The 17548-nt window shown below is 74.2% G+C and carries 19 protein-coding genes and 2 pseudogenes; 13 read left to right on the top strand and 8 right to left on the bottom strand.

Annotated features, from left to right (window positions below; genetic code table 11):
- Window positions 1-47: 47 nt before the first annotated feature.
- A complete protein-coding gene (gene map, locus VSR01_RS24700) occupies window positions 48-815 on the bottom strand; it encodes a type I methionyl aminopeptidase (protein ID WP_326451321.1) in 768 nt (255 codons plus the stop codon).
- A 150-nt stretch (window positions 816-965) separates the two neighbouring features.
- Here map and VSR01_RS24705 point away from each other — a divergent pair, with 150 nt between their 5' ends.
- Window positions 966-1253, top strand: a complete 288-nt coding sequence (locus VSR01_RS24705) for a helix-turn-helix domain-containing protein (RefSeq protein WP_326451322.1) — start codon at window positions 966-968, stop codon at window positions 1251-1253.
- Window positions 1254-1364: 111 nt separating this feature from the next.
- On the opposite strand, the gene VSR01_RS24710 is transcribed toward VSR01_RS24705, so the two are convergent.
- Window positions 1365-1967, bottom strand: a complete 603-nt coding sequence (locus tag VSR01_RS24710) for a hypothetical protein (protein WP_326451323.1) — start codon at window positions 1965-1967, stop codon at window positions 1365-1367.
- A gap of 637 nt (window positions 1968-2604) precedes the next feature.
- Between VSR01_RS24710 and purN the strand changes: the two genes are divergently transcribed.
- On the top strand, window positions 2605-3225 hold the full coding sequence (purN, locus tag VSR01_RS24715) for a phosphoribosylglycinamide formyltransferase (protein WP_326451324.1): 621 nt from the start codon (window positions 2605-2607) through the stop codon (window positions 3223-3225).
- The gene (purH, locus tag VSR01_RS24720) at window positions 3222-4877 is read left to right on the top strand and encodes a bifunctional phosphoribosylaminoimidazolecarboxamide formyltransferase/IMP cyclohydrolase (RefSeq protein WP_326451325.1); all 1656 of its coding nucleotides are present in this window, start codon (window positions 3222-3224) and stop codon (window positions 4875-4877) included. The genes purN and purH overlap by 4 nt, the downstream gene beginning before the upstream one ends.
- 225 nt (window positions 4878-5102) lie before the next feature.
- Here purH and VSR01_RS24725 read toward each other — a convergent pair whose 3' ends face one another.
- On the bottom strand, window positions 5103-6008 hold the full coding sequence (locus VSR01_RS24725; RefSeq protein ID WP_326451326.1) for an SDR family oxidoreductase: 906 nt from the start codon (window positions 6006-6008) through the stop codon (window positions 5103-5105).
- A 120-nt stretch (window positions 6009-6128) separates the two neighbouring features.
- Here VSR01_RS24725 and VSR01_RS24730 point away from each other — a divergent pair, with 120 nt between their 5' ends.
- Window positions 6129-6731 (top strand): TetR/AcrR family transcriptional regulator, encoded by a 603-nt coding sequence (locus VSR01_RS24730; RefSeq protein WP_326451327.1) that lies wholly within the window; start codon window positions 6129-6131, stop codon window positions 6729-6731.
- A gap of 136 nt (window positions 6732-6867) precedes the next feature.
- Here VSR01_RS24730 and VSR01_RS24735 read toward each other — a convergent pair whose 3' ends face one another.
- Complete coding sequence (locus VSR01_RS24735; RefSeq protein ID WP_326451328.1) at window positions 6868-7644, bottom strand: RDD family protein; 777 nt, start codon at window positions 7642-7644, stop codon at window positions 6868-6870.
- A gap of 172 nt (window positions 7645-7816) precedes the next feature.
- Between VSR01_RS24735 and VSR01_RS24740 the strand changes: the two genes are divergently transcribed.
- The 4 genes from VSR01_RS24740 (at window position 7817) to VSR01_RS24755 (ending at window position 11351) form a co-directional block, all read left to right on the top strand.
- A complete protein-coding gene (locus VSR01_RS24740) occupies window positions 7817-8677 on the top strand; it encodes a bifunctional methylenetetrahydrofolate dehydrogenase/methenyltetrahydrofolate cyclohydrolase (protein WP_326451329.1) in 861 nt (286 codons plus the stop codon).
- 174 nt (window positions 8678-8851) lie between these two features.
- Entirely contained in the window at window positions 8852-9127 is a 276-nt protein-coding gene (locus tag VSR01_RS24745; protein WP_442785530.1) for a DUF3017 domain-containing protein, read from the top strand.
- Window positions 9128-9342: 215 nt separating this feature from the next.
- Window positions 9343-10167, top strand: coding sequence for a helix-turn-helix domain-containing protein (locus VSR01_RS24750; RefSeq protein ID WP_326451330.1), 825 nt, complete (start codon window positions 9343-9345; stop codon window positions 10165-10167).
- 194 nt (window positions 10168-10361) lie between these two features.
- Window positions 10362-11351: a malate dehydrogenase gene (locus tag VSR01_RS24755; RefSeq protein ID WP_326451331.1), complete on the top strand. Its 990-nt coding sequence runs from the start codon at window positions 10362-10364 to the stop codon at window positions 11349-11351.
- 115 nt (window positions 11352-11466) lie between these two features.
- Here VSR01_RS24755 and VSR01_RS24760 read toward each other — a convergent pair whose 3' ends face one another.
- Entirely contained in the window at window positions 11467-12309 is an 843-nt protein-coding gene (locus VSR01_RS24760; protein WP_326451332.1) for an alpha/beta fold hydrolase, read from the bottom strand.
- A gap of 326 nt (window positions 12310-12635) precedes the next feature.
- On the opposite strand from VSR01_RS24760, the pseudogene VSR01_RS24765 reads away from it, so the two are divergent.
- A pseudogene (locus tag VSR01_RS24765) lies at window positions 12636-12980 on the top strand (winged helix-turn-helix transcriptional regulator); the annotation flags it as partial.
- A 101-nt stretch (window positions 12981-13081) separates the two neighbouring features.
- Here VSR01_RS24765 and VSR01_RS24770 read toward each other — a convergent pair.
- Window positions 13082-14179, bottom strand: coding sequence for an SDR family oxidoreductase (locus tag VSR01_RS24770; protein ID WP_326451333.1), 1098 nt, complete (start codon window positions 14177-14179; stop codon window positions 13082-13084).
- 134 nt (window positions 14180-14313) lie between these two features.
- Between VSR01_RS24770 and VSR01_RS24775 the strand changes: the two genes are divergently transcribed.
- Window positions 14314-14874, top strand: coding sequence for a TetR/AcrR family transcriptional regulator (locus VSR01_RS24775; RefSeq protein WP_326451334.1), 561 nt, complete (start codon window positions 14314-14316; stop codon window positions 14872-14874).
- A 50-nt stretch (window positions 14875-14924) separates the two neighbouring features.
- Here VSR01_RS24775 and VSR01_RS24780 read toward each other — a convergent pair whose 3' ends face one another.
- Both VSR01_RS24780 and VSR01_RS24785 read right to left on the bottom strand, forming a co-directional pair.
- Window positions 14925-15143, bottom strand: coding sequence for a DUF397 domain-containing protein (locus VSR01_RS24780; RefSeq protein WP_326451335.1), 219 nt, complete (start codon window positions 15141-15143; stop codon window positions 14925-14927).
- A complete protein-coding gene (locus tag VSR01_RS24785; RefSeq protein ID WP_326451336.1) occupies window positions 15119-15958 on the bottom strand; it encodes a helix-turn-helix domain-containing protein in 840 nt (279 codons plus the stop codon). Before VSR01_RS24785 ends, VSR01_RS24780 begins: the two co-directional genes overlap by 25 nt.
- Window positions 15959-16225: 267 nt before the next feature.
- On the opposite strand from VSR01_RS24785, the gene VSR01_RS24790 reads away from it, so the two are divergent.
- From VSR01_RS24790 to VSR01_RS24800, 3 genes and pseudogenes are all read left to right on the top strand, one after another.
- Window positions 16226-16606 carry an ATP-binding protein gene (locus VSR01_RS24790; RefSeq protein WP_326451337.1) on the top strand — a complete coding sequence of 127 codons (381 nt, stop codon included), beginning with the start codon at window positions 16226-16228 and terminating at the stop codon, window positions 16604-16606.
- 185 nt (window positions 16607-16791) lie between these two features.
- The gene (locus VSR01_RS24795; protein WP_326451338.1) at window positions 16792-17139 is read left to right on the top strand and encodes a hypothetical protein; all 348 of its coding nucleotides are present in this window, start codon (window positions 16792-16794) and stop codon (window positions 17137-17139) included.
- 187 nt (window positions 17140-17326) lie between these two features.
- Window positions 17327-17536, top strand: a pseudogene (locus tag VSR01_RS24800) (DUF6879 family protein); the annotation flags it as partial.
- Window positions 17537-17548: the final 12 nt, after the last annotated feature.

Raw genomic sequence — 17548 nt, forward strand, 5'->3', positions numbered from 1 at the left:
GCGGCCCCGCCCCCGCCGCCGGCCCCTGGACAACGCCCCCCGCCGGCTCACGGCAGCGTCAGCACCCGCGGCCCCTCCTCCGTGACGGCGATCGTGTGCTCGATGTGCGCCGCGCGGGAGCCGTCCGTGGTGCGCAGGGTCCAGCCGTCGGGGTCGGTGCGGTACGCGTTGCGGCCGCCGGCCATCATCATCGGCTCGATCGCCAGGGTCAGGCCGGGGCGCAGCGGGAAGCCGCGGCCCGGGCGGCCGCGGCCCGGCACCGAGGGGTCCTCGTGCATGCGCCGGCCGATGCCGTGGCCGCCGAAGTCCGGCGGCATGCCGAAGCCCGCCTCGTCGGCGACCGCCCCGATCGCGGCGGAGATGTCGCCGATCCGGTTGCCGGGCACGGCTGCCGCGATGCCGGCCTCCAGCGCCCGCCGGGTCGTCTCGATCAGCGCCAGGTCCTCGGGGCGGGCCTCTCCGACGACGAAGCTGATCGCCGCGTCGCCGGTCCAGCCCTCCAGGGTCGCGCCGCAGTCGACGCTCACCAGGTCGCCGTCGCGCAGCTTCTCGTCGGTGGGGATGCCGTGGACCACCGCGTCGTTCACCGACACGCAGACCACCGCGGGGAACGGCGTCGGCGCGAAGTGCGGCCGGTAGCCGAGGAAGGGCGACGTCGCGCCCGCCTTGGCCAGCACCTCCCGCGCCACCTCGTCCAGCTCCCGCAGCCGCACCCCGACCGCCGCGGCGTCGCGCGCGGCGACCAGCGCGTTCCCCACCACACGCCCCGCCTCGCGCATCGCCTCCAGCGCCGCGGGGCTCTTGATCTCCACCATGTCCGTCCACCTCTCCGGCGCCCTGGCCGGTTCCGACACCGCCCGGGCCGCTGCCGCCCGCCGCCCGGACGCCCTCCGGCGGCCCGGGCGGGCTCGACGGCACGGCACCCGGGCTGCCCCAATACTTATACCGGTATTAGTATCACAGGCATGGTGAGGACTCCCTTGACCCCGTGGGAACGAGAGCGCGGCGAGCGGTTCGGCACGCTGCTGCGCCGGGCCCGCGGCGACCGCAGCATGGTGGAGGTCGCCGCGGCGGCCGGGGTCTCGGCGGAGACGCTGCGCAAGATCGAGACCGGGCGGGCGCCGACCCCGGCGTTCTTCACGGTGGCGGCGCTGGCCGCGGCGCTCGGCATATCGCTGGACGAGCTGGCCGCGACCTGCCTGCCCGCCGGCCTCCCCGAGGACGCCGCGCGGCCCCCGGCCCTGTCGGCCTGACCCGGTCGTGCCCGCGCCGCGGTGGCGCCGACCGCGGCGGCTCAGCTCCTGGACGTCAGTTCCCGAACGTTCCCGAACGTTCCCGAACGTTCGCGAACGCCGGTTCCTGAGTCAGTTCTTGAACGCCGGCAGGTCCCGGAACGGCCCCGGCAGCAGCTTGGTGCACGCGTGCGACGCCGGCGAGGTCAGCGCGTCGGACTTGCAGGTGTAGTAGTCGCGGTAGGCGAGCTGGAAGCCGTACGTCGCGGCGACGATCGCCAGCGTGACCGCGCTGGTCACGATGCCCGTCCACGCCGCGGTCAGGAACGACCGCTGCGCGTCCGGGCCGGGCGCCGGCGGCGCCGGGCGGGGCGTCTGCGTGGCGTCGGCGAGCGCGGAGGCCGCCGAGGCCCGGGCGGACTCGCGGTCCTCGGGCGACATGCGCAGCGCGCTGATGCCCCAGTACAGGGCGAGCGCGCCGAGCAGCAGCCCGATCGCGGTCCAGCCGAACAGCGCGAAGATCAGGCCCCAGCCGCCGCACACCAGTGCGTAGCGGGAGCGCCGCTGGGCGGGGTCGGTCGGGTCGAACCGCGGGCCGGTGCCCTGCGGGCCGCTGGGCTGTTGCTGCTGCGGAGGCCGCTGGAACGGGTCTGCGCCGGCCCGACTGCGGCTGCCGGCTGCTCCACTGGCTGCCCCACACCGGCGGCGGGGGAGGCGTGCCGCGTCCGTCGCCACCGGAGCCGTCGCCCTGGCCGGACCCGGGCTGCGACCCCGGCCCCCAGCCGCCGGACCCCGAGCCGCCGCCGGACCCCGAGCCGCCGGAACCGGACCCGCCGCCGGACCCCGGGTCCGCGCCCGGACCCCCGCCCGGACCCCCGCCCTGCCCCTGCGCTCCGCCCTGCGGCCCGCGCGGCTGCCACGGCCGGTCCGGGGCGCCCTCGGCGGGCGGCGCGAACGGGTTGTCCCGCTGATCGCCCTCGGGCGCGCGCAGCGCGAGTTCAATGCGGCCGCTGCTCATGGTGTGATGCGCCATCCCTCTGGGCTCGACTCCTGTCGCGTACGTCTGTCGTACGCCGCTCGTACGTGTTGCCTCCAACGAAACGCTACCGTCCGCGCGCTCCCCCGTCCCGCGGGGGCCGTCCCCGGTGCCGGTATCGTTGCTGACGGTCGGCGGCTTCGTAGGGTTCCCCGGAATCCGGGCGGGCCCCGACTCGTACGAACATCCAAGCGGACCTGACCGGCAACGCCCCGGGATGTCCGAAAGTGTCCGACGCCGCCCGACGACCCCGGTCAACGTCCGCGCCCCGAGCCGCATTCCCGACCAGCCGTTCCCGCGCGCACCGCGCGCACTGCACCGAGAGAGGCCCGAACCGTGGCCCGCACCCCTGCCCGCCTCGTCGTCCTCGTCTCCGGTTCCGGCACGAACCTGCAGGCGCTGCTCGACGCCATCGACGCCGACCCCGGGTACGGCGCCCGCGTCGTCGCGGTCGGCGCCGACCGCGACGGGATCGCCGGACTCGCCCGCGCCGAGCGCGCCGGGCTGCCCACCTTCACCGTGAAGGTGGGCGACCACGCCGACCGCGCCGCCTGGGACCTCGCGCTGGCCGAGGCCACCGCGGCGCACGACCCCGACCTGGTGGTGTCGGCCGGCTTCATGAAGATCGTCGGCAAGGAGTTCCTGGCCCGCTTCGGCGGCCGGTTCGTGAACACCCACCCGGCGCTGCTGCCCAGCTTCCCCGGCGCCCACGGCGTCCGCGACGCGCTCGCGTACGGCGCCAAGGTCACCGGCTGCACCGTCCACTTCGTCGACGACGGCGTCGACACCGGCCCCGTCATCGCGCAGCGCGCGGTCGAGGTCCGGCCGGACGACACGGAGGAGGCGCTCCACGAGCGCATCAAGGACGTCGAGCGGCGCCTGCTCGTCGACGTCGTAGGACGGCTGTCGCGCGACGGCTACCGCATCGAAGGACGAAAGGTACGGATTCCGGCATGAGCGCCGACGTCACTCCTGGCACCCTCGGCTCCACGGACACTCTTGGCACCCCCGGCTCCACAACGGCCACCGGCTCCACGGACACCCCCGACCGCGACCCCGCCACCAAGCGGGCCTTCCGCCGGGCCCTGATCAGCGTCTACGACAAGAGCGGCCTGGAGGAGCTGGCCCGCGGCCTGCACGCGGCCGGCGTCGAACTCGTCTCGACCGGCTCGACCGCCGCCCGGATCGCCGACGCGGGCGTGCCGGTGACCCGGGTCGAGGAGCTGACTGGCTTCCCCGAGTGCCTGGACGGCCGGGTCAAGACGCTGCACCCTCGGGTGCACGCCGGCATCCTCGCCGACCTGCGCCTGGAGGACCACCGGCGGCAGCTGGAGGAGCTGGACGTCCGGCCGTTCGAGCTGGTGGTCAGCAACCTCTACCCGTTCAGCGAGACTGTCGCCTCCGGCGCGGGCCCGGACGAGTGCGTGGAGCAGATCGACATCGGCGGCCCCTCGATGGTCCGCGCCGCCGCCAAGAACCACCCCTCGGTGGCGATCGTCACCAGCCCGGCGCGGTACGCCGACGTGCTGGCCGCCGCCGAGGACGGCGGCTTCGACCTGGCCACGCGCAAGCGGCTGGCCGCCGAGGCGTTCCAGCACACCGCCGCGTACGACGTGGCCGTGGCCTCCTGGTTCGCCGGCAGCGGCTACGCCGGGCAGGACGAGTTCCCGTCCTTCGCCGGCGCCACATACACCCGGCAGTCCACCCTGCGCTACGGCGAGAACCCGCACCAGGGCGCGGCGCTGTACTCGGACGGCAGCGGCGCGGGCCTGGCCGGCGCGGAGCAGCTGCACGGCAAGGAGATGTCGTACAACAACTACGTCGACACCGAGGCCGCGCGCCGGGCGGCGTACGACCACGACGGCGTGTGCGTGGCGATCATCAAGCACGCCAACCCGTGCGGCATCGCGGTCGGCGCCGACGTCGCCGAGGCGCACCGCAAGGCCCACGCGTGCGACCCGCTGTCCGCCTTCGGCGGCGTGATCGCGGTGAACCGGCCGGTGTCGGTGGCGCTGGCCGAGCAGGTCGCGGAGATCTTCACCGAGGTGATCGTCGCGCCCGCGTACGAGGACGGCGCGGTCGAGGTGCTGTCGCGCAAGAAGAACATCCGCGTGCTGCGCTGCGCGGGCGCGCCCGCCGCGACCCTGGAGCAGCGCCCGATCGAGGGCGGCCTGCTGGTCCAGCACAAGGACCGGCTGCAGGCCGCGGGCGACGACCCGGCGACCTGGACGCTGGCCACCGGCGAGGCGCTGGACCCGGCGGGCCTGGCCGAGCTGGCCTTCGCCTGGCGGGCCTGCCGCGCGGTGAAGTCCAACGCGATCCTGCTCGCCAAGGACGGCGCCACGGTCGGCGTGGGCATGGGCCAGGTCAACCGGGTCGACTCGGCGAAGCTCGCGGTGGCGCGGGCGGGCGTGGAGCGGGCGGCCGGCTCCTACGCGGCCTCCGACGCGTTCTTCCCGTTCCCCGACGGCTTCGAGGTGCTCGCCGAGGCGGGCGTCAAGGCGGTGGCCCAGCCCGGCGGTTCGGTCCGCGACGAGCTGGTGGTCGAGGCGGCGCGCAAGGCGGGCGTCACGATGTACTTCACCGGGACGCGGCACTTCTTCCACTGAGGTGCGCCGGTTCCACCGCCGGGTCCAGTGCCGGTTCCGCTGCCGGCTCCAGTGCCGGTTCCAGTGCCGGTTCCCCTGAGGTGAGCCGAGCGTTCCCGAGCGTCGACGCGGCGGGGGCCGCGGGCCCGGTGCCCGCGGCCCCCGCCGCCGCGTCAGGCGGCCCGGCCCAGCGGCCCGCGCCCCGCCGGGTCGAGCCCTCCCCGCCCGCGTCGACGCCCCACGCCCTCACGCCGCGTCGAAGTAGTGCCCGTCCTCCAGCTCGGCGAGCAGCCCGGGGCCGACCGGCTCCCAGCCGAGCAGCTCGCGGGTGGAGGCGTTCGGCATGACGACGTCGAGCGCGGCGAACTGGAAGCCGGTGAAGTGCTCGGCGGCGCGTTCGGCCGGGATGCTCGCGGTGGGCAGGCCCAGGCGGCGGCCGATCGCCTCGGCGATCGTCCGCACCTCGATGCCCTCCTCCGCCGCGCCGATGAGCGGCACGCCGGCCGGGGCCTTCTCCAGCGCCAGCCGGAACAGCCGGGCCAGGTCCTCGGTGTGCACGGCGGGCCAGTGGTTGGCGCCCTCGTCGACGTAGCCGGAGACGCCCCGCTCGCGGGCCACCCGGATCATCATCGGGATGAACCCGTGCCGGTCCCGCGCGCTGTGCGTGACCGGCGGGACGGCCATCAGCAGCGGCCGCACGCCGCGCTCGGCGAAGCCGACGATCTCGCGCGCGACGGCGCTGCGCGGGTTGGCCTGGAAGGCCGCGTCGCTCGCCGGGTCGCCGGTGGGCGTCAGGCCGATCCCGACGAACGTCTTCTGCGCGCCCGAGCCGGAGCCCGGGCCGCCGGCCAGGGCGTCGCCCAGCGCGCGCACCACGGCCAGGTCGGTGCGCACCGCGGCCGGGAAGTCGCCCGCGGCCAGCGTCGCGTGGTCGAAGGCGAGGTGGACCACCGCGTCCGCGCCGGCCGCGGGCTCGCGCAGCGCGTCCGGGTCGGCCATGTCGGCGCGGTACGCCTGCGCGCCGAGCGCCTCGACCGCGGCGGCCGACTGCGCCGACCTGGCCAGGCCCACCACCTCGTGGCCCGCGCCGAGCAGTTCGGGCACCACGGCCGACCCGATGTGGCCGCTGGCGCCGGTGACGAATACACGCATGGTGACTCCCGTGCCGAGCCGCCCCGCCGGTGCGGGGCGCAAGTGATGTGACTCGGTACCGTCACCGTACCTCACCCCGTGAGTGTGACGGTACCGAGTCACATCACTTATGCTGGGCGCATGGGTCGATGGGAGCCGAACGGGCGGGAGAGGCTGGTGCTGGCCGCGCTGGACCTGTTCGCCGAGCAGGGCTACGACAGCACCACGGTCGCGCAGATCGCCGAGCGCGCCGGGCTGACCAAGACCACGTTCTTCCGGCACTTCCCGGACAAGCGCGAGGTGCTCTTCGTCGGCCAGCCGGTGCACAGCAGGCTGCTCGTCGACGCGATCGCCGACGCGCCCGCGGACGCCACGCCGATGGAGGCGGTCGCCGCGGCGCTGGACGCGGTCACCGCGTCGTTCGTGCCGGAGCAGCGCGCGTTCGGGCCGCGGCTGCTGAAGGTCGTCGCCGCCAACCGCGAGCTGCGGGAGCGCTCGGCGTTCAAGCGCTACGGCCTCGCGGAGGCGGTGGCGCAGGCGCTGCGGCTGCGCGGCGTCGAGGAGCGGACCGCCACGGTCGCCGCCGAACTCGGGATGCTCGCGTTCCACGACGCGTTCGCGCGCTGGACCGAGCCGCCGCACGAGCGGACGTTCACCGAGCTGGCCCGCGAGGAGCTGGAGCGGCTGTGGTCCGCCGCCGCGGGGCTGGGCGAGCCGCGGGTCACGGCGGCGGAGCCGGGCTGACGGACGCGGGCTGACGGAGCGGGCGGAGCCGGGCGTACCGGACGCCGGCTGACCCGGGCGCGGGCTGACCCCGGCCCGGGCTAGCCGGGCGCGGGCGCGGCGTCCGTGGCCGGGCCCGCGGCTGCGGTGCCGGGCGCTATCGCGGGTCGCGGACGACGACCGTGTGCGTCATCTTGTCGGCGAAGGTCTGCTTCCGCCCGTCCCACAGCGGCCACAGGAAGCCGAGGTAGCACGGCAGTGCGTCGAGCACATGCAGCAGCCGGCGGCCGAGCGCGAGGCCGAAGCCGAGCGCCGAGCCGTCCTGCTCGCGCAGCAGCCGGATGCCGACGATCCGCTTGCCCGGCGTCTGCCCGGTCTTCCCCTCCCGCAGGACCAGGAAGACCATCGCGACCAGTGACAGCACCCCGCCGATCACGATCAGGGTCACGGAGGAGGCGGGCGCCTTCGGCGTCGGGCACGCGTCACGGCTGATCCCCGCGTCGTCGCAGTCCTTCCAGCGGTCCGCGAGCTTCACCGCCAGCTGCACGTACCCGGCCGTGATCAGGCCGGACGGCACGAGCATGACCGTCAGCCCGTCCAGCAACAGCGCGCCGAGCCGGGCTCCCCAGCTCGCCGGCGGCGGCATCCCGGGCAGCGTCCCCGGCGGCATCCCGGGCGCGGGGTAGCCGTAGCCGGCGTAGGGGTACGCGCCCGGCGCCGGGTAGCCGTACCCGCTCCCGTAGGCCGGCGGCCCGCCGTACGGCTGCTGCGGCCCGCCGTACGGGGAGGCGGGCTGGGACTGAGGCGGTTGCTGCGGCTGCGCGTACGGGTACGGCGGCGGGCTCCCGTACGGCTGGGCGGGCGCGGGCTGCTGCGGTTGCTGCGGCTGCTGCGGGATGCCGGACGGCGTGCCGGGGCCGGGAGGCTGACTCACTCGTGGTCCTAGGGAGGGGCGGGACGGGCGGTGCGGGGGGACGCGGCACATCGTCCGGCCCGGGCCGGTGCGGACGCAAGAGGCTGGGGGCAACGGTGCCGGGCAGGGGGGCGTCACGGCGTGATCCGGGGGTGATTGGTCGGCGGCGGCCCCGATCCGCGAGTATGGGCACATGACCGCCCAGATTCTCGACGGCAAGGCCACCTCCGCCGCGATCAAGTCAGAACTGACCGCCCGCGTCCAGGCGCTCAAGGCCCGCGGGACCACCCCCGGACTCGGCACGCTGCTGGTCGGCGACGACCCGGGCAGCAAGTGGTACGTCGCCGGCAAGCACCGCGACTGCGCCGAGGTGGGCCTGGCCTCCATCCAGCGCGAGCTGCCCGCGACCGCCACGCAGGAGGAGATCGAGGCGGTCGTCCGCGAGCTGAACGAGAACCCGGAGTGCACCGGCTACATCGTCCAGCTCCCGCTGCCCAAGGGCATCGACACCAACCGCGTGCTGGAGCTGATGGACCCGGCCAAGGACGCGGACGGCCTGCACCCGACGAGCCTGGGCCGGCTGGTGCTGGGGGTGCCCGGCCCGCTGCCGTGCACCCCCAACGGCATCGTCCAGCTGCTGCGCCGGCACGACGTGGAGATCAACGGCGCGCACGTGGTGGTGATCGGCCGGGGCATCACCGTCGGCCGGTCGATCGGACTGCTGCTGACCCGCAAGTCGGAGAACGCGACGGTGACGCTGTGCCACACCGGCACGCGCGACCTGCCGGCGCTGCTGCGCCAGGCGGACATCGTGGTGGCGGCGGCGGGCGTGCCGCACATCGTCAAGCCCGAGGACGTCAAGCCCGGCGCGGCCGTCCTGGACGTCGGCGTGAGCCGCGACGAGAACGGCAAGATCGTCGGCGACGTGCACCCGGGCGTGGCCGAGGTGGCCGGCTGGCTCTCGCCGAACCCCGGCGGCGTCGGGCCGATGACCCGCGCGCTGCTGCTGTGGAACGTGGTGGAGGCGGCCGAGGCGGCGGAACGTGTCGGCTGAGTCGGCCGGCGCCGACCGGCCGCCGGCGCCGAGCCGGCCTGGCGGCACGCCGGCCGGCCGCCGCGCGAGCCCGGCGGGCGGCCGGCGGTCACCCGCGACACCGCGCGGCCCGAGGGCGGCGGTCGCGCGGCCGGCGGCGACGCGCCTGCGCCGGCCCGTCAGTGGCCGATCCTGGTGGTCATCGCGGGTGCGGTCATCGGCCTCATCGTCACCGCGACCGGCCAGTTCAGGGCCGGCTGCATCGTGGTCGCCGTGGCCCTGCTGACCGGGGCGGTGCTGCGCTGGGCGGTCGCCAACGTCGGCATGCTCGCGGTGCGCAGCCGCTTCACGGACGTCATCACGTACGCCGTCCTGGGGCTCGGGATCCTCCTGCTGGCGCTGATGGCCCAGCCGGACCCGATCATCCGGATCCCGTTCCTGGAGGACATCATCCACTTCTCGGTCCGTTAGCCGAACGGCAGCGGCGGGGCGCCGTCGTGCGCGGGCGCACTGTAGCCCCGGCAGGCGCGGGTTCGGGGCGAGTTGGGGAAACGGGCCTGTCGGCTGGACGGGTGTTCTAGCGTGACCTCGGGGGAAGTCGGGGCGTGGTCGGGCGGTCACCAAGGGTGGGGGCGGGTGCAGTGGCGGGTACGTGGGAACCGTTGGCCGACCGGATTCCCGTGGACATGCGGCGGCTCGCGACGCAGCTGCGGCGGATGAAGGACCGCAGCGGCCTGACCGTTCCCGCGCTGGCCGCGCGGACCGCGCACTCCGTCGAGGGCTGGGAACGCGCCTTCGCCGCCCGCCAGTTGCCCCCGCTGGACGCCGTGGAGGTGCTGGCGCAGGCCAGCGGCGCGGACTACGACCGGGTGGGCGCGCTGTGGAAGCTCGCGCAGAGGGCGAGCACCGGCGGCGGCGACCGCGGGCGCGGCAGACCGGTGCCGCACCCGGACCCGCTGGACCCGCTGGGCGCGGAGGAGGGCCTGCCCGGGCGCGGGCGCCGCGTGCTGCTGCTCCTCGCGGTGGCCGCGCTGGCCGCGGCGGCGCTGGTCGGGGTGATGCTCACGGCACGCACGGGCGGCGGGGCGCCGGACGGCAGCGCGCGCCCGACGATGGACGCGTCGTCCGTGCCGGAACGTTTCGCCTCTCCCGCCTCCGGCGGTGGCGGCACGGCGGCGGGCGGCGCGGGCTCGGCCCCGGGCGCGTCGTCCGGCGCGGCCGGGGGAGCCCCTGCCGCCGGCGACACCCCGTCCGCGATGGGCTCGGCCGTCCCCGCGGCCACGCCGGACGCCGCCTCCACCGCGCCGCCTTCCGCGGCGTCCACCACCGCCCCGGCCGGTCCCGCCGGCACGACGCCCCCGCCCACCACGTCCGCGCCACCCGCGACCCCGCCCCCCTCGGCCACGGCCGGCACCGCCGCCACCGGCGGCACCACCCCACCCGCCACGCCCACCCCCACCCCGTCCCAGCTCTGCCTCGGCCTGATCCTCCTGGGCGTCTGCATCGGCTGACCGCCCGAACGGAGCAGCGGTGATCGGGGCCACATGACCCGGCGGCGGGCGGGGTGGGCCGCGCGCGATAGCCTGGCCGGTGGGTTTCTTGACGCCGAGAGATCCGCGAACGGGGCCGCTCGGGCCACTGCCGGGGCGACCATCACCCGCGCAGTACACCCGCAGCACACCCGCAGCAAAGGCCAGGAGAAGGCATGACTCGCACTCCCGTCAACGTCACCGTCACCGGAGCGGCCGGCCAGATCGGCTACGCCCTCCTCTTCCGTATCGCCTCGGGCCACCTGCTCGGCGCGGACGTGCCGGTCAACCTCCGCCTGCTGGAGATCACCCCGGCGCTCAAGGCCGCCGAGGGCACCGCGATGGAGCTGGACGACGCCGCCTTCCCGCTGCTGCGCGGCATCGAGATCACCGACGACCCGAACGTCGCCTTCGACGGCGCCAACGTCGCCCTCCTCGTCGGCGCCCGCCCCCGCACCAAGGGCATGGAGCGCGGTGACCTCCTGGAGGCCAACGGCGGCATCTTCAAGCCGCAGGGCAAGGCGATCAACGACCACGCGGCCGACGACATCAAGGTCCTGGTGGTCGGCAACCCGGCGAACACCAATGCGCTCATCGCCAGGTCCGCCGCGCCCGACGTCCCGGCCGAGCGCTTCACCGCGATGACCCGCCTGGACCACAACCGCGCCATCGCCCAGCTCGCGAAGAAGACCGGCGCGCAGGTCTCGGACATCAAGCGCGTCACCATCTGGGGCAACCACTCCGCCACGCAGTACCCGGACATCTTCCACGCGGAGATCGCCGGCAAGAACGCCGCGGAGGTCGTCAACGACGAGCAGTGGCTCGCCGACACCTTCATCCCGACCGTCGCCAAGCGCGGCGCGGCCATCATCGAGGCCCGCGGCGCCTCCTCGGCCGCCTCGGCCGCCTCCGCGGCCCTGGACCACGTCCACACCTGGGTCAACGGCACCGCCGAGGGCGACTGGACGTCGATGGGCATCGCCTCCGACGGCTCCTACGGCGTCCCGGAGGGCCTGATCTCGTCCTTCCCGGTCACCACGAAGAACGGCGCGTTCGAGATCGTCCAGGGCCTGGAGATCAACGAGTTCTCCCGGCCGCGGATCGACGCGTCGGTCAAGGAGCTGGAGGAGGAGCGCGAGGCGGTCCGCGCGCTCGGCCTGATCTGACGTCGCCGCGTTCCCTGGTGCGGTGGAGGCCGCGTCCGCCCACGGGCGGGCGCGGCTTTCGCGTTCGCGGGCGAGCCGGTGTGCGTGCGGGTGGGCCGGCCGATGCGTCCGCGCCTCACGCCCGCGCGAGGAACGGCCGCAGCAGGTCCAGGAGTTCGGCGGGGCGGTGCAGCGGGATGATGTGGCCGGTGTCGGGCAGGAGGTGCTCGGTCAAGTCGTCGGTGACCGGCGCGAGTTGGCGGGCGAGCGCCGGGCCGACCGGGTACGCGCCGATCGCCAGGGTCGGCACGGTCAGCCGGCTCTGCGCGGTCGCCTCGGCGATCTGCGCGGCGCTCGCGGGCAGTTCGCGGTAGTACGAGAACGCGCAGCGCAGCGCCTCCCGCCCGGTGTACGCGGCGGTGAACGCGTCGCGGATCTCGGGCCGCACGCCCGCGCCCAGCGTCCCCTGGTTCAGGAACCACTCCACGTACTCCGCCTCGTGGCCCAGCAGCACGGACTCCGCCAGCCCCGGCACCGCGTGGAAGCCGAACCACCACGGCGGGCCGCCGGCGAGGAAGTCCTCCGCCCCGGGCAGCCGGCCGAGCAGCGACTCCATCAGCACCAGGCGCCGTACGAGGTCCGGGCGGCGCAGCGCCAGCAGGAAGGCCGGCGGCGTCCCCGCGTCGATCGCCACGACGTCGGCGGAGGTCTCGCCCAGCGCGGCGAGCAGCGCCTCGGCGTCGGCGGCGAGCGTACCGGCGTCGTAGCCGCCGGGGGCGTGCTCGCTCGCGCCGAACCCGCGCAGGTCGGGCGCGATCACCCGGTGCCGTGCGGCCAGGTCGTCCAGCACGTCCGTCCACAGCCGCCAGGTGTGCGGGAAGCCGTGCAGCAGCAGCACGGCCGGGCCCTGCCCGGCGACGGCGACGTTGAGGCGGACGCCGTTGGCGGTGACACGGCGGATGTCGACGGCGGGGGTCATGCTCTCTCCCAGGTGTGGTGCGTGTATGAGGTCACCAATGGTGACCACCTCACGCTAGGCGACTAGGCTGGGCGTTCCAAGAACGTACGAGCGCGACAGGTGGTGAGCCCGAGGTGACCACCCCGGCGACCCGCGGTTCCGAGGTCGGCCCTGGCCCTGGCCCTGGCCCTGGCCCTGGCCCTGGCCCCGGTCCCGGAAGCCGGACCGGCCCCGGTCCCGGCCCCGGTCCCGGAAGCCGGACCGGCCCCGGTTCCGGTCCCGGAAGCCGGACCGGTCCGGACGGTGCGGGTCCGGCGCCCGGCAGCCGCGGCGATCTCTTCGACCCGCTGTGCCCGACCCGGCGGCTGCTGGACCGGATCGGCACGAAGTGGACGTCGATGGCGGTCAAGGTGCTCGCGGAGGCCGCGCCGGAGGAGGTGCGGTTCGCCGAGCTGCGCCGCCGCATGCCGGGCGTCTCGCAGAAGATGCTGTCGGTGACCCTCCAGGCGCTGCTGCGCGACGGCCTCGCCGAGCGCCGCGTCGAGCCCACGGTCCCGCCGCGCGTCCACTACCGCCTCACGCCGCTCGGCTTGTCCCTCGACGCCCCCCTGGCGGCGGTCCGCGCCTGGGCCGAGGAGCACATGGTCGAGATCGACCAGGCCAACCGCCGCGCCGACGCGGCTGGCGCGGCTGGCGCGGCCGACGCGGCCGGCGTGGTCGACGCGAGCGGCGCGGCTGACGCGAGCGGCGTGGTCGATGCGAGCCGCGCGGCCGGCGGAACGTAGCACCGCGATCACGCCGACCGGCCCGACAGCCGTCGACCTCCTCCACCGCGTGCGCGGGACGCCTGGGCCGCGGCCGTCACGAGTCCGAGCCCGACCAGGCTCCGGGCGGTGTCGACGATGGACTGCTCGGACGGCCTGGGCTGCCAGCCCAGCACCTCACGCGCCTTGCGACCGCTCGACCTCTTGACCTTCCCGAGTTCGTACACGGCGCCGCGCAGGGACGGGTCCGCCAGGGCCGCGACGCGCAGCACCAGGTCGGGGAGCCTGCGGGTGGGCACCCGCCTCGCGGTGTCGTCGAGGCGGTCCCGCAGGACGCGGGCCACCTCGGCGACCGACATGGGTTCACCGGCGGTGGCGAGGAAACGCTCGCCCGGGGCCGCCGGGTCCGTCATCGCGCGCAGGTGCAGGTCGGCGACGTCGCGCACGTCGACCAGGCTGTAGGACAGGCGGGGCAGTCCCGGCATGTCGCGGTTCAGCAGGCGGTGGATCAGGGTCACCGAGGTGGACATGTCTCCTCCCAGCATCGGCCCGAGGATGCCGACCGGGTTGACGACGGCGAGTGCGAGCCCGTCGCCGTGGCGCTCGACGAAGTCCCAGGCGGCGCGCTCGGCCAGCGTCTTGGACTTGGCGTAGGCGCTCACGTGCGGACCGTCGAGGTCGGTCCAGTCCGTCTCCGTGAAGGTGCGGTCCAGGTCCCTGTGGCCGTGGCTCATCGCCGCGAAGGAGGAGGTGAGCACCACCCGGCGCACTCCGGCCTTGCGGGCGGCGCGCAGGACCCGCAGTGCTCCGTCGCGCGCGGGGACGATCAACTCGTTCTCGTCCCGCGGCACGGTCGCGGGGAACGGGGAGGCGACGTGGAGGATGAGGTCGCAGCCGGCGACCGCCGCGTCCCAGCCGTCGTCGGCGGTGAGGTCGGCCACCGCGAAGCCGAGCGCGTCGCCGGGCTCGATGCCGGCGGTACGCAGCATGGCGCGGACCGTCTCCTCGCGGCCCGGCGAGCGCACGGTCGTGCGCACCGCGTATCCGGCGCGCAGCAGTTGAGCGACGCAGTGCGCCCCCAGAAACCCCGAGCCGCCCGTGACCAGCACTGTGGCACCCCTGCTCATGCGTCCTGCCTCCCCGGCGATTCACTAGTCGATCGGCTCATGAATCGAAGCATTTCGCTAGCCGATCGTCAAGTGAATCATGAGTCGATGGGCTAACATCGGGACGTACGTCGGCGAGGGAAAGGGGTCGGTCTGTGGCACCGAGCCGGGCGGAGCAGGCCGAGCAGGCGCGTTCGAAGATCCTGACGGCCGCGGTCGCCCTGTTCAGCGAGCGCGGCTACGACAGCACGTCGCTGGCGGTCATCGCCGAGGCGGTGGGCATGACGAAGGCGCACGTCTACCACTACTTCCCGACCAAGGCGGCGATCCTGGAGGCGGCGTTGGCACCGCTGTACGCCGCGACGGAGGAGCTGCTGGACTCCGCGTCCGCCGTGCGCAACCGGTCGGAGCGGCTGGACCTCCTGGTCGACGGCTACGTCGAGCTGCTCCTGGAGCACCGCCGGCTGAACGCGCTGACGGCCAACGATCCGGCGATGCGGCGGGAGAAGGGCTTCCACGCCGCCCTGGGCGATCTCAACGCCCGTGCGCTGCACGTGCTGTTCGGAGAGCGTCCGAGCCTGGGCCAGCGGCTGGCGTTCCTGCAGCTGCGCGGGCTCGGAGCACTCGTGGAAGAGCTCGCCCCGGCCTCCGACGACGAGCTGCGCGCCACCCTCGCGCAGACCTGCCGCCGGCTCCTGGCCACCCGCGTCACCTGACGCGAGGCGGCCCCGACGCGGCGTCCGGCAGGCGCTACGAGGTCACGATGTCAGTGGGCGTAGCGCCCCGCCTTGATGTCGTTGACGAACGCGGTCCAGGCGTCGGCGGGGAAGACGAGGGCGGGTCCTTGCGGGTCCTTGGAGTCGCGGACGGGGACGATGCCGGTGTAGCCGTCGGCCACTTCGACGCAGCTGTCGGGGTCGGCGTGGTCGCTGTACGACGACTTACGCCACGCTGCGGTACTCAGGTCTGGTCCGGTGGTGTGCATGACGGTTGGCCCTCCAGCGTCGATCGCAGTAGCTCAAGAGACTCGGCTGGCGACAGCGCGGAGTCTCGCACTCGATCGTAGGACAGGCGGAAGTGCTCGACCTCCTCGATTTCGCTAATGAGCTGGCCGCTCCAACCGCCTTCTACGTAGGCAATCGTTTGGCCGCTGGGAAGCCACAACAACTGCAGCGATCCGCCGAGCAGGCTGTGGAGGCCCGCGTTGAGCGGCACGACGTGCAGCGTGATGTTGGGTCGCTGCGCAGCGTCGATCAGATGCTGCACCTGCTCGGTCCATGTCGACGGGCGCAACGTCGGTCGGCGGATGACCGACTCGTCCAGCAGCGCGCGGTAGTTGAGGGGCTTTACGCCGGTCAGGCGGTCCTGTCGGCTCATCCGGTCGTGCACCTGGCTGGCCAGTTGCTCCTCGCTGTCCGGGCCGAACGAACGTAGGAGTTCCTCCGCGTACCCGGGCGTCTGCAGCAAGCCTGGAACCGTGTTCGCGCTGAACGCCTGGATTCCTGTGGCCTCGGCTTCCAGTTCAGCGAAGCCTTGGTATCGCCGCTGTTTGTCCTCGCGTTTTGCCTTGCGCCACAGTTTGCTGAGCAGATCACCCGTGTCGTACAGGCGGTCCAGCACCACCATCACGTCATGGGAGCCGAGCCGAGTGCCGGTTTCGAGTCGCTGAAGGTACGACGGGTCGTACCTGGAGCGTTCGGACAGCTCCATCAGCGTCCAACCGGCCCGCTCCCGTTGGCGCTTCAGCTCGGCCGCGAGCAAGCTACGGGTACTGAGTTCGTCGTCGTCGGTGGCGTTCATCGAATCGTCTGCACCTTTCCCCTTGCCTCGGTGGCCGACAACAGCCGTACCGGCAGGGTCACTTCTCGCTCTCACCTGTGCGTTCCGCGGCGGTCGGCACAGGCGTGCCCCCGCGCCTTTTTGCTGGCCCGAAGGTCAACGGCTCAACTCTGGTGATCGTAGGCCGTAGTACGCACCCTTGTATGCAGAACGTCAGGACTCGGTCACAGTGAGAGTGGACACACGATGCAGGCAGCGAGGGATGTCACGGACACGGACACCGCGTCCGTGACCCATCGGTGGGCGCAGGTTCCCGCTTCCGTGGGGCTGGCGCGCCGCGAACTTCGCGTGGTGCTCGCACTGTGGGGCCGGGGCGATCTGGCGGACGAAGCCGGCGTCGTCGTCTCGGAGTTGATGACCAACGCGGTCCAGCACGCGCGCGGCCTCGACGGCGCGATCGAGACGACGTACCGCCTGCTGCCGGGCGACCGGGGCGTACGGATGGAGGTACGCGACGGCGATCCGTCGCGCCGGCCACGCGTACGGCCCATGACGGCCGAGGACTTCGGCGGTCGCGGCCTGCACCTCGTGGACGAACTCACCTGTCACCGGTGGGGCGTCGAGGCGGCGGCGGACGGCAAGACGGTGTGGGCGGAGATGCGCGGGTGAGGCCGCCGCGCGTCCTCGCGCCACGACACGACTACCAGGAAGGTACGGAGACGGATATGGGAACGTTGGAGCGTCGGACGAACGGAACGGCGGAGGCGGCCGGGGGCACCGGGGGCGCGACCGGAGCCGCGGCCTCACCCGCGACCGGAGCCGCGACCTCGCCCGGGACGGGGACCGGGCCCGGGGTGTCGGCCGTCGCCGGGGACGGCGTCTGCGAAAAGTCGGCGTTCCTGACGCCGGCGCTGCGGGCGGAGCTGCTGGCCAGCTACCCGGACGTGCGGCCGGACCTGGTCGCGGACGACCTGATCTGCCACCTGGCGGCGCACGACGACGGCGACCACTTCGCGATCCTCTACGACCACCTCCCCGGCCCGGACGCCGGCGCCCTGTGGACCCGCTGGTCCGACGACGTCCCCCGGGTGATCCTGCTGCGCCCCGACTGCCCGGCGCGCTCCCCCGAAGACCGCATCCCCTGCGGCCACTTCACCGCCCACCCCGGCCCCCACTCCTGGCAGACCCCCACCCAGGCATGACCGCCAGAGGCGGGTCGCCCCCAGCCCTTGACTACGTGAGGCGGGTACGTGACGCTCAAGCAATCCGCCGCGTTCCCGGCCACGGCACGGACGTCCCGGATCACGAAGAGATCATCCGGCTGCCCAGGGTCATGCTCCAGTACATCCCTCGACCGGGCGGAGGAACCACCGGTGAATCCTCCGGCACGTGAGCCGTTGTCCCGGGCGCGACGCACCGGACTGGTGGGAAGGCTGGCACGGCGTCGTCCGGTCTGCCGTCTCCCGTGGAGTCTCTGTGCGCCGCGCCCGGGTGATCTCCGAGCCGCTCACCGAGTACGTTCGCTGGGAATACGACTATGCCCTGACGAATGTCCTCGCAGGCGAGGACGTCCGCTGGCTTCCCCGGCGCCAGGCCAAGGACTTGGCGGTT

Origin of the sequence: Actinacidiphila sp. DG2A-62, assembly GCF_035825295.1 — a bacterium.
Classification (GTDB): Bacteria; Actinomycetota; Actinomycetes; order Streptomycetales; family Streptomycetaceae; genus Actinacidiphila.

Coding starts and splice junctions, on each gene's coding strand:
- map (WP_326451321.1), bottom strand. CDS start 815: ATGGTGGAGATCAAGAGCCCCGCGGCGCTGGAGGCGATGCGCGAGGCG.
- VSR01_RS24725 (WP_326451326.1), bottom strand. CDS start 6,008: ATGCGTGTATTCGTCACCGGCGCCAGCGGCCACATCGGGTCGGCCGTG.
- purH (WP_326451325.1), top strand. CDS start 3,222: ATGAGCGCCGACGTCACTCCTGGCACCCTCGGCTCCACGGACACTCTT.
- VSR01_RS24705 (WP_326451322.1), top strand. CDS start 966: ATGGTGAGGACTCCCTTGACCCCGTGGGAACGAGAGCGCGGCGAGCGG.
- VSR01_RS24755 (WP_326451331.1), top strand. CDS start 10,362: ATGACTCGCACTCCCGTCAACGTCACCGTCACCGGAGCGGCCGGCCAG.
- VSR01_RS24780 (WP_326451335.1), bottom strand. CDS start 15,143: ATGCACACCACCGGACCAGACCTGAGTACCGCAGCGTGGCGTAAGTCG.
- VSR01_RS24785 (WP_326451336.1), bottom strand. CDS start 15,958: ATGAACGCCACCGACGACGACGAACTCAGTACCCGTAGCTTGCTCGCG.
- VSR01_RS24760 (WP_326451332.1), bottom strand. CDS start 12,309: ATGACCCCCGCCGTCGACATCCGCCGTGTCACCGCCAACGGCGTCCGC.
- VSR01_RS24770 (WP_326451333.1), bottom strand. CDS start 14,179: ATGAGCAGGGGTGCCACAGTGCTGGTCACGGGCGGCTCGGGGTTTCTG.
- VSR01_RS24730 (WP_326451327.1), top strand. CDS start 6,129: ATGGGTCGATGGGAGCCGAACGGGCGGGAGAGGCTGGTGCTGGCCGCG.
- VSR01_RS24740 (WP_326451329.1), top strand. CDS start 7,817: ATGACCGCCCAGATTCTCGACGGCAAGGCCACCTCCGCCGCGATCAAG.
- VSR01_RS24750 (WP_326451330.1), top strand. CDS start 9,343: ATGCGGCGGCTCGCGACGCAGCTGCGGCGGATGAAGGACCGCAGCGGC.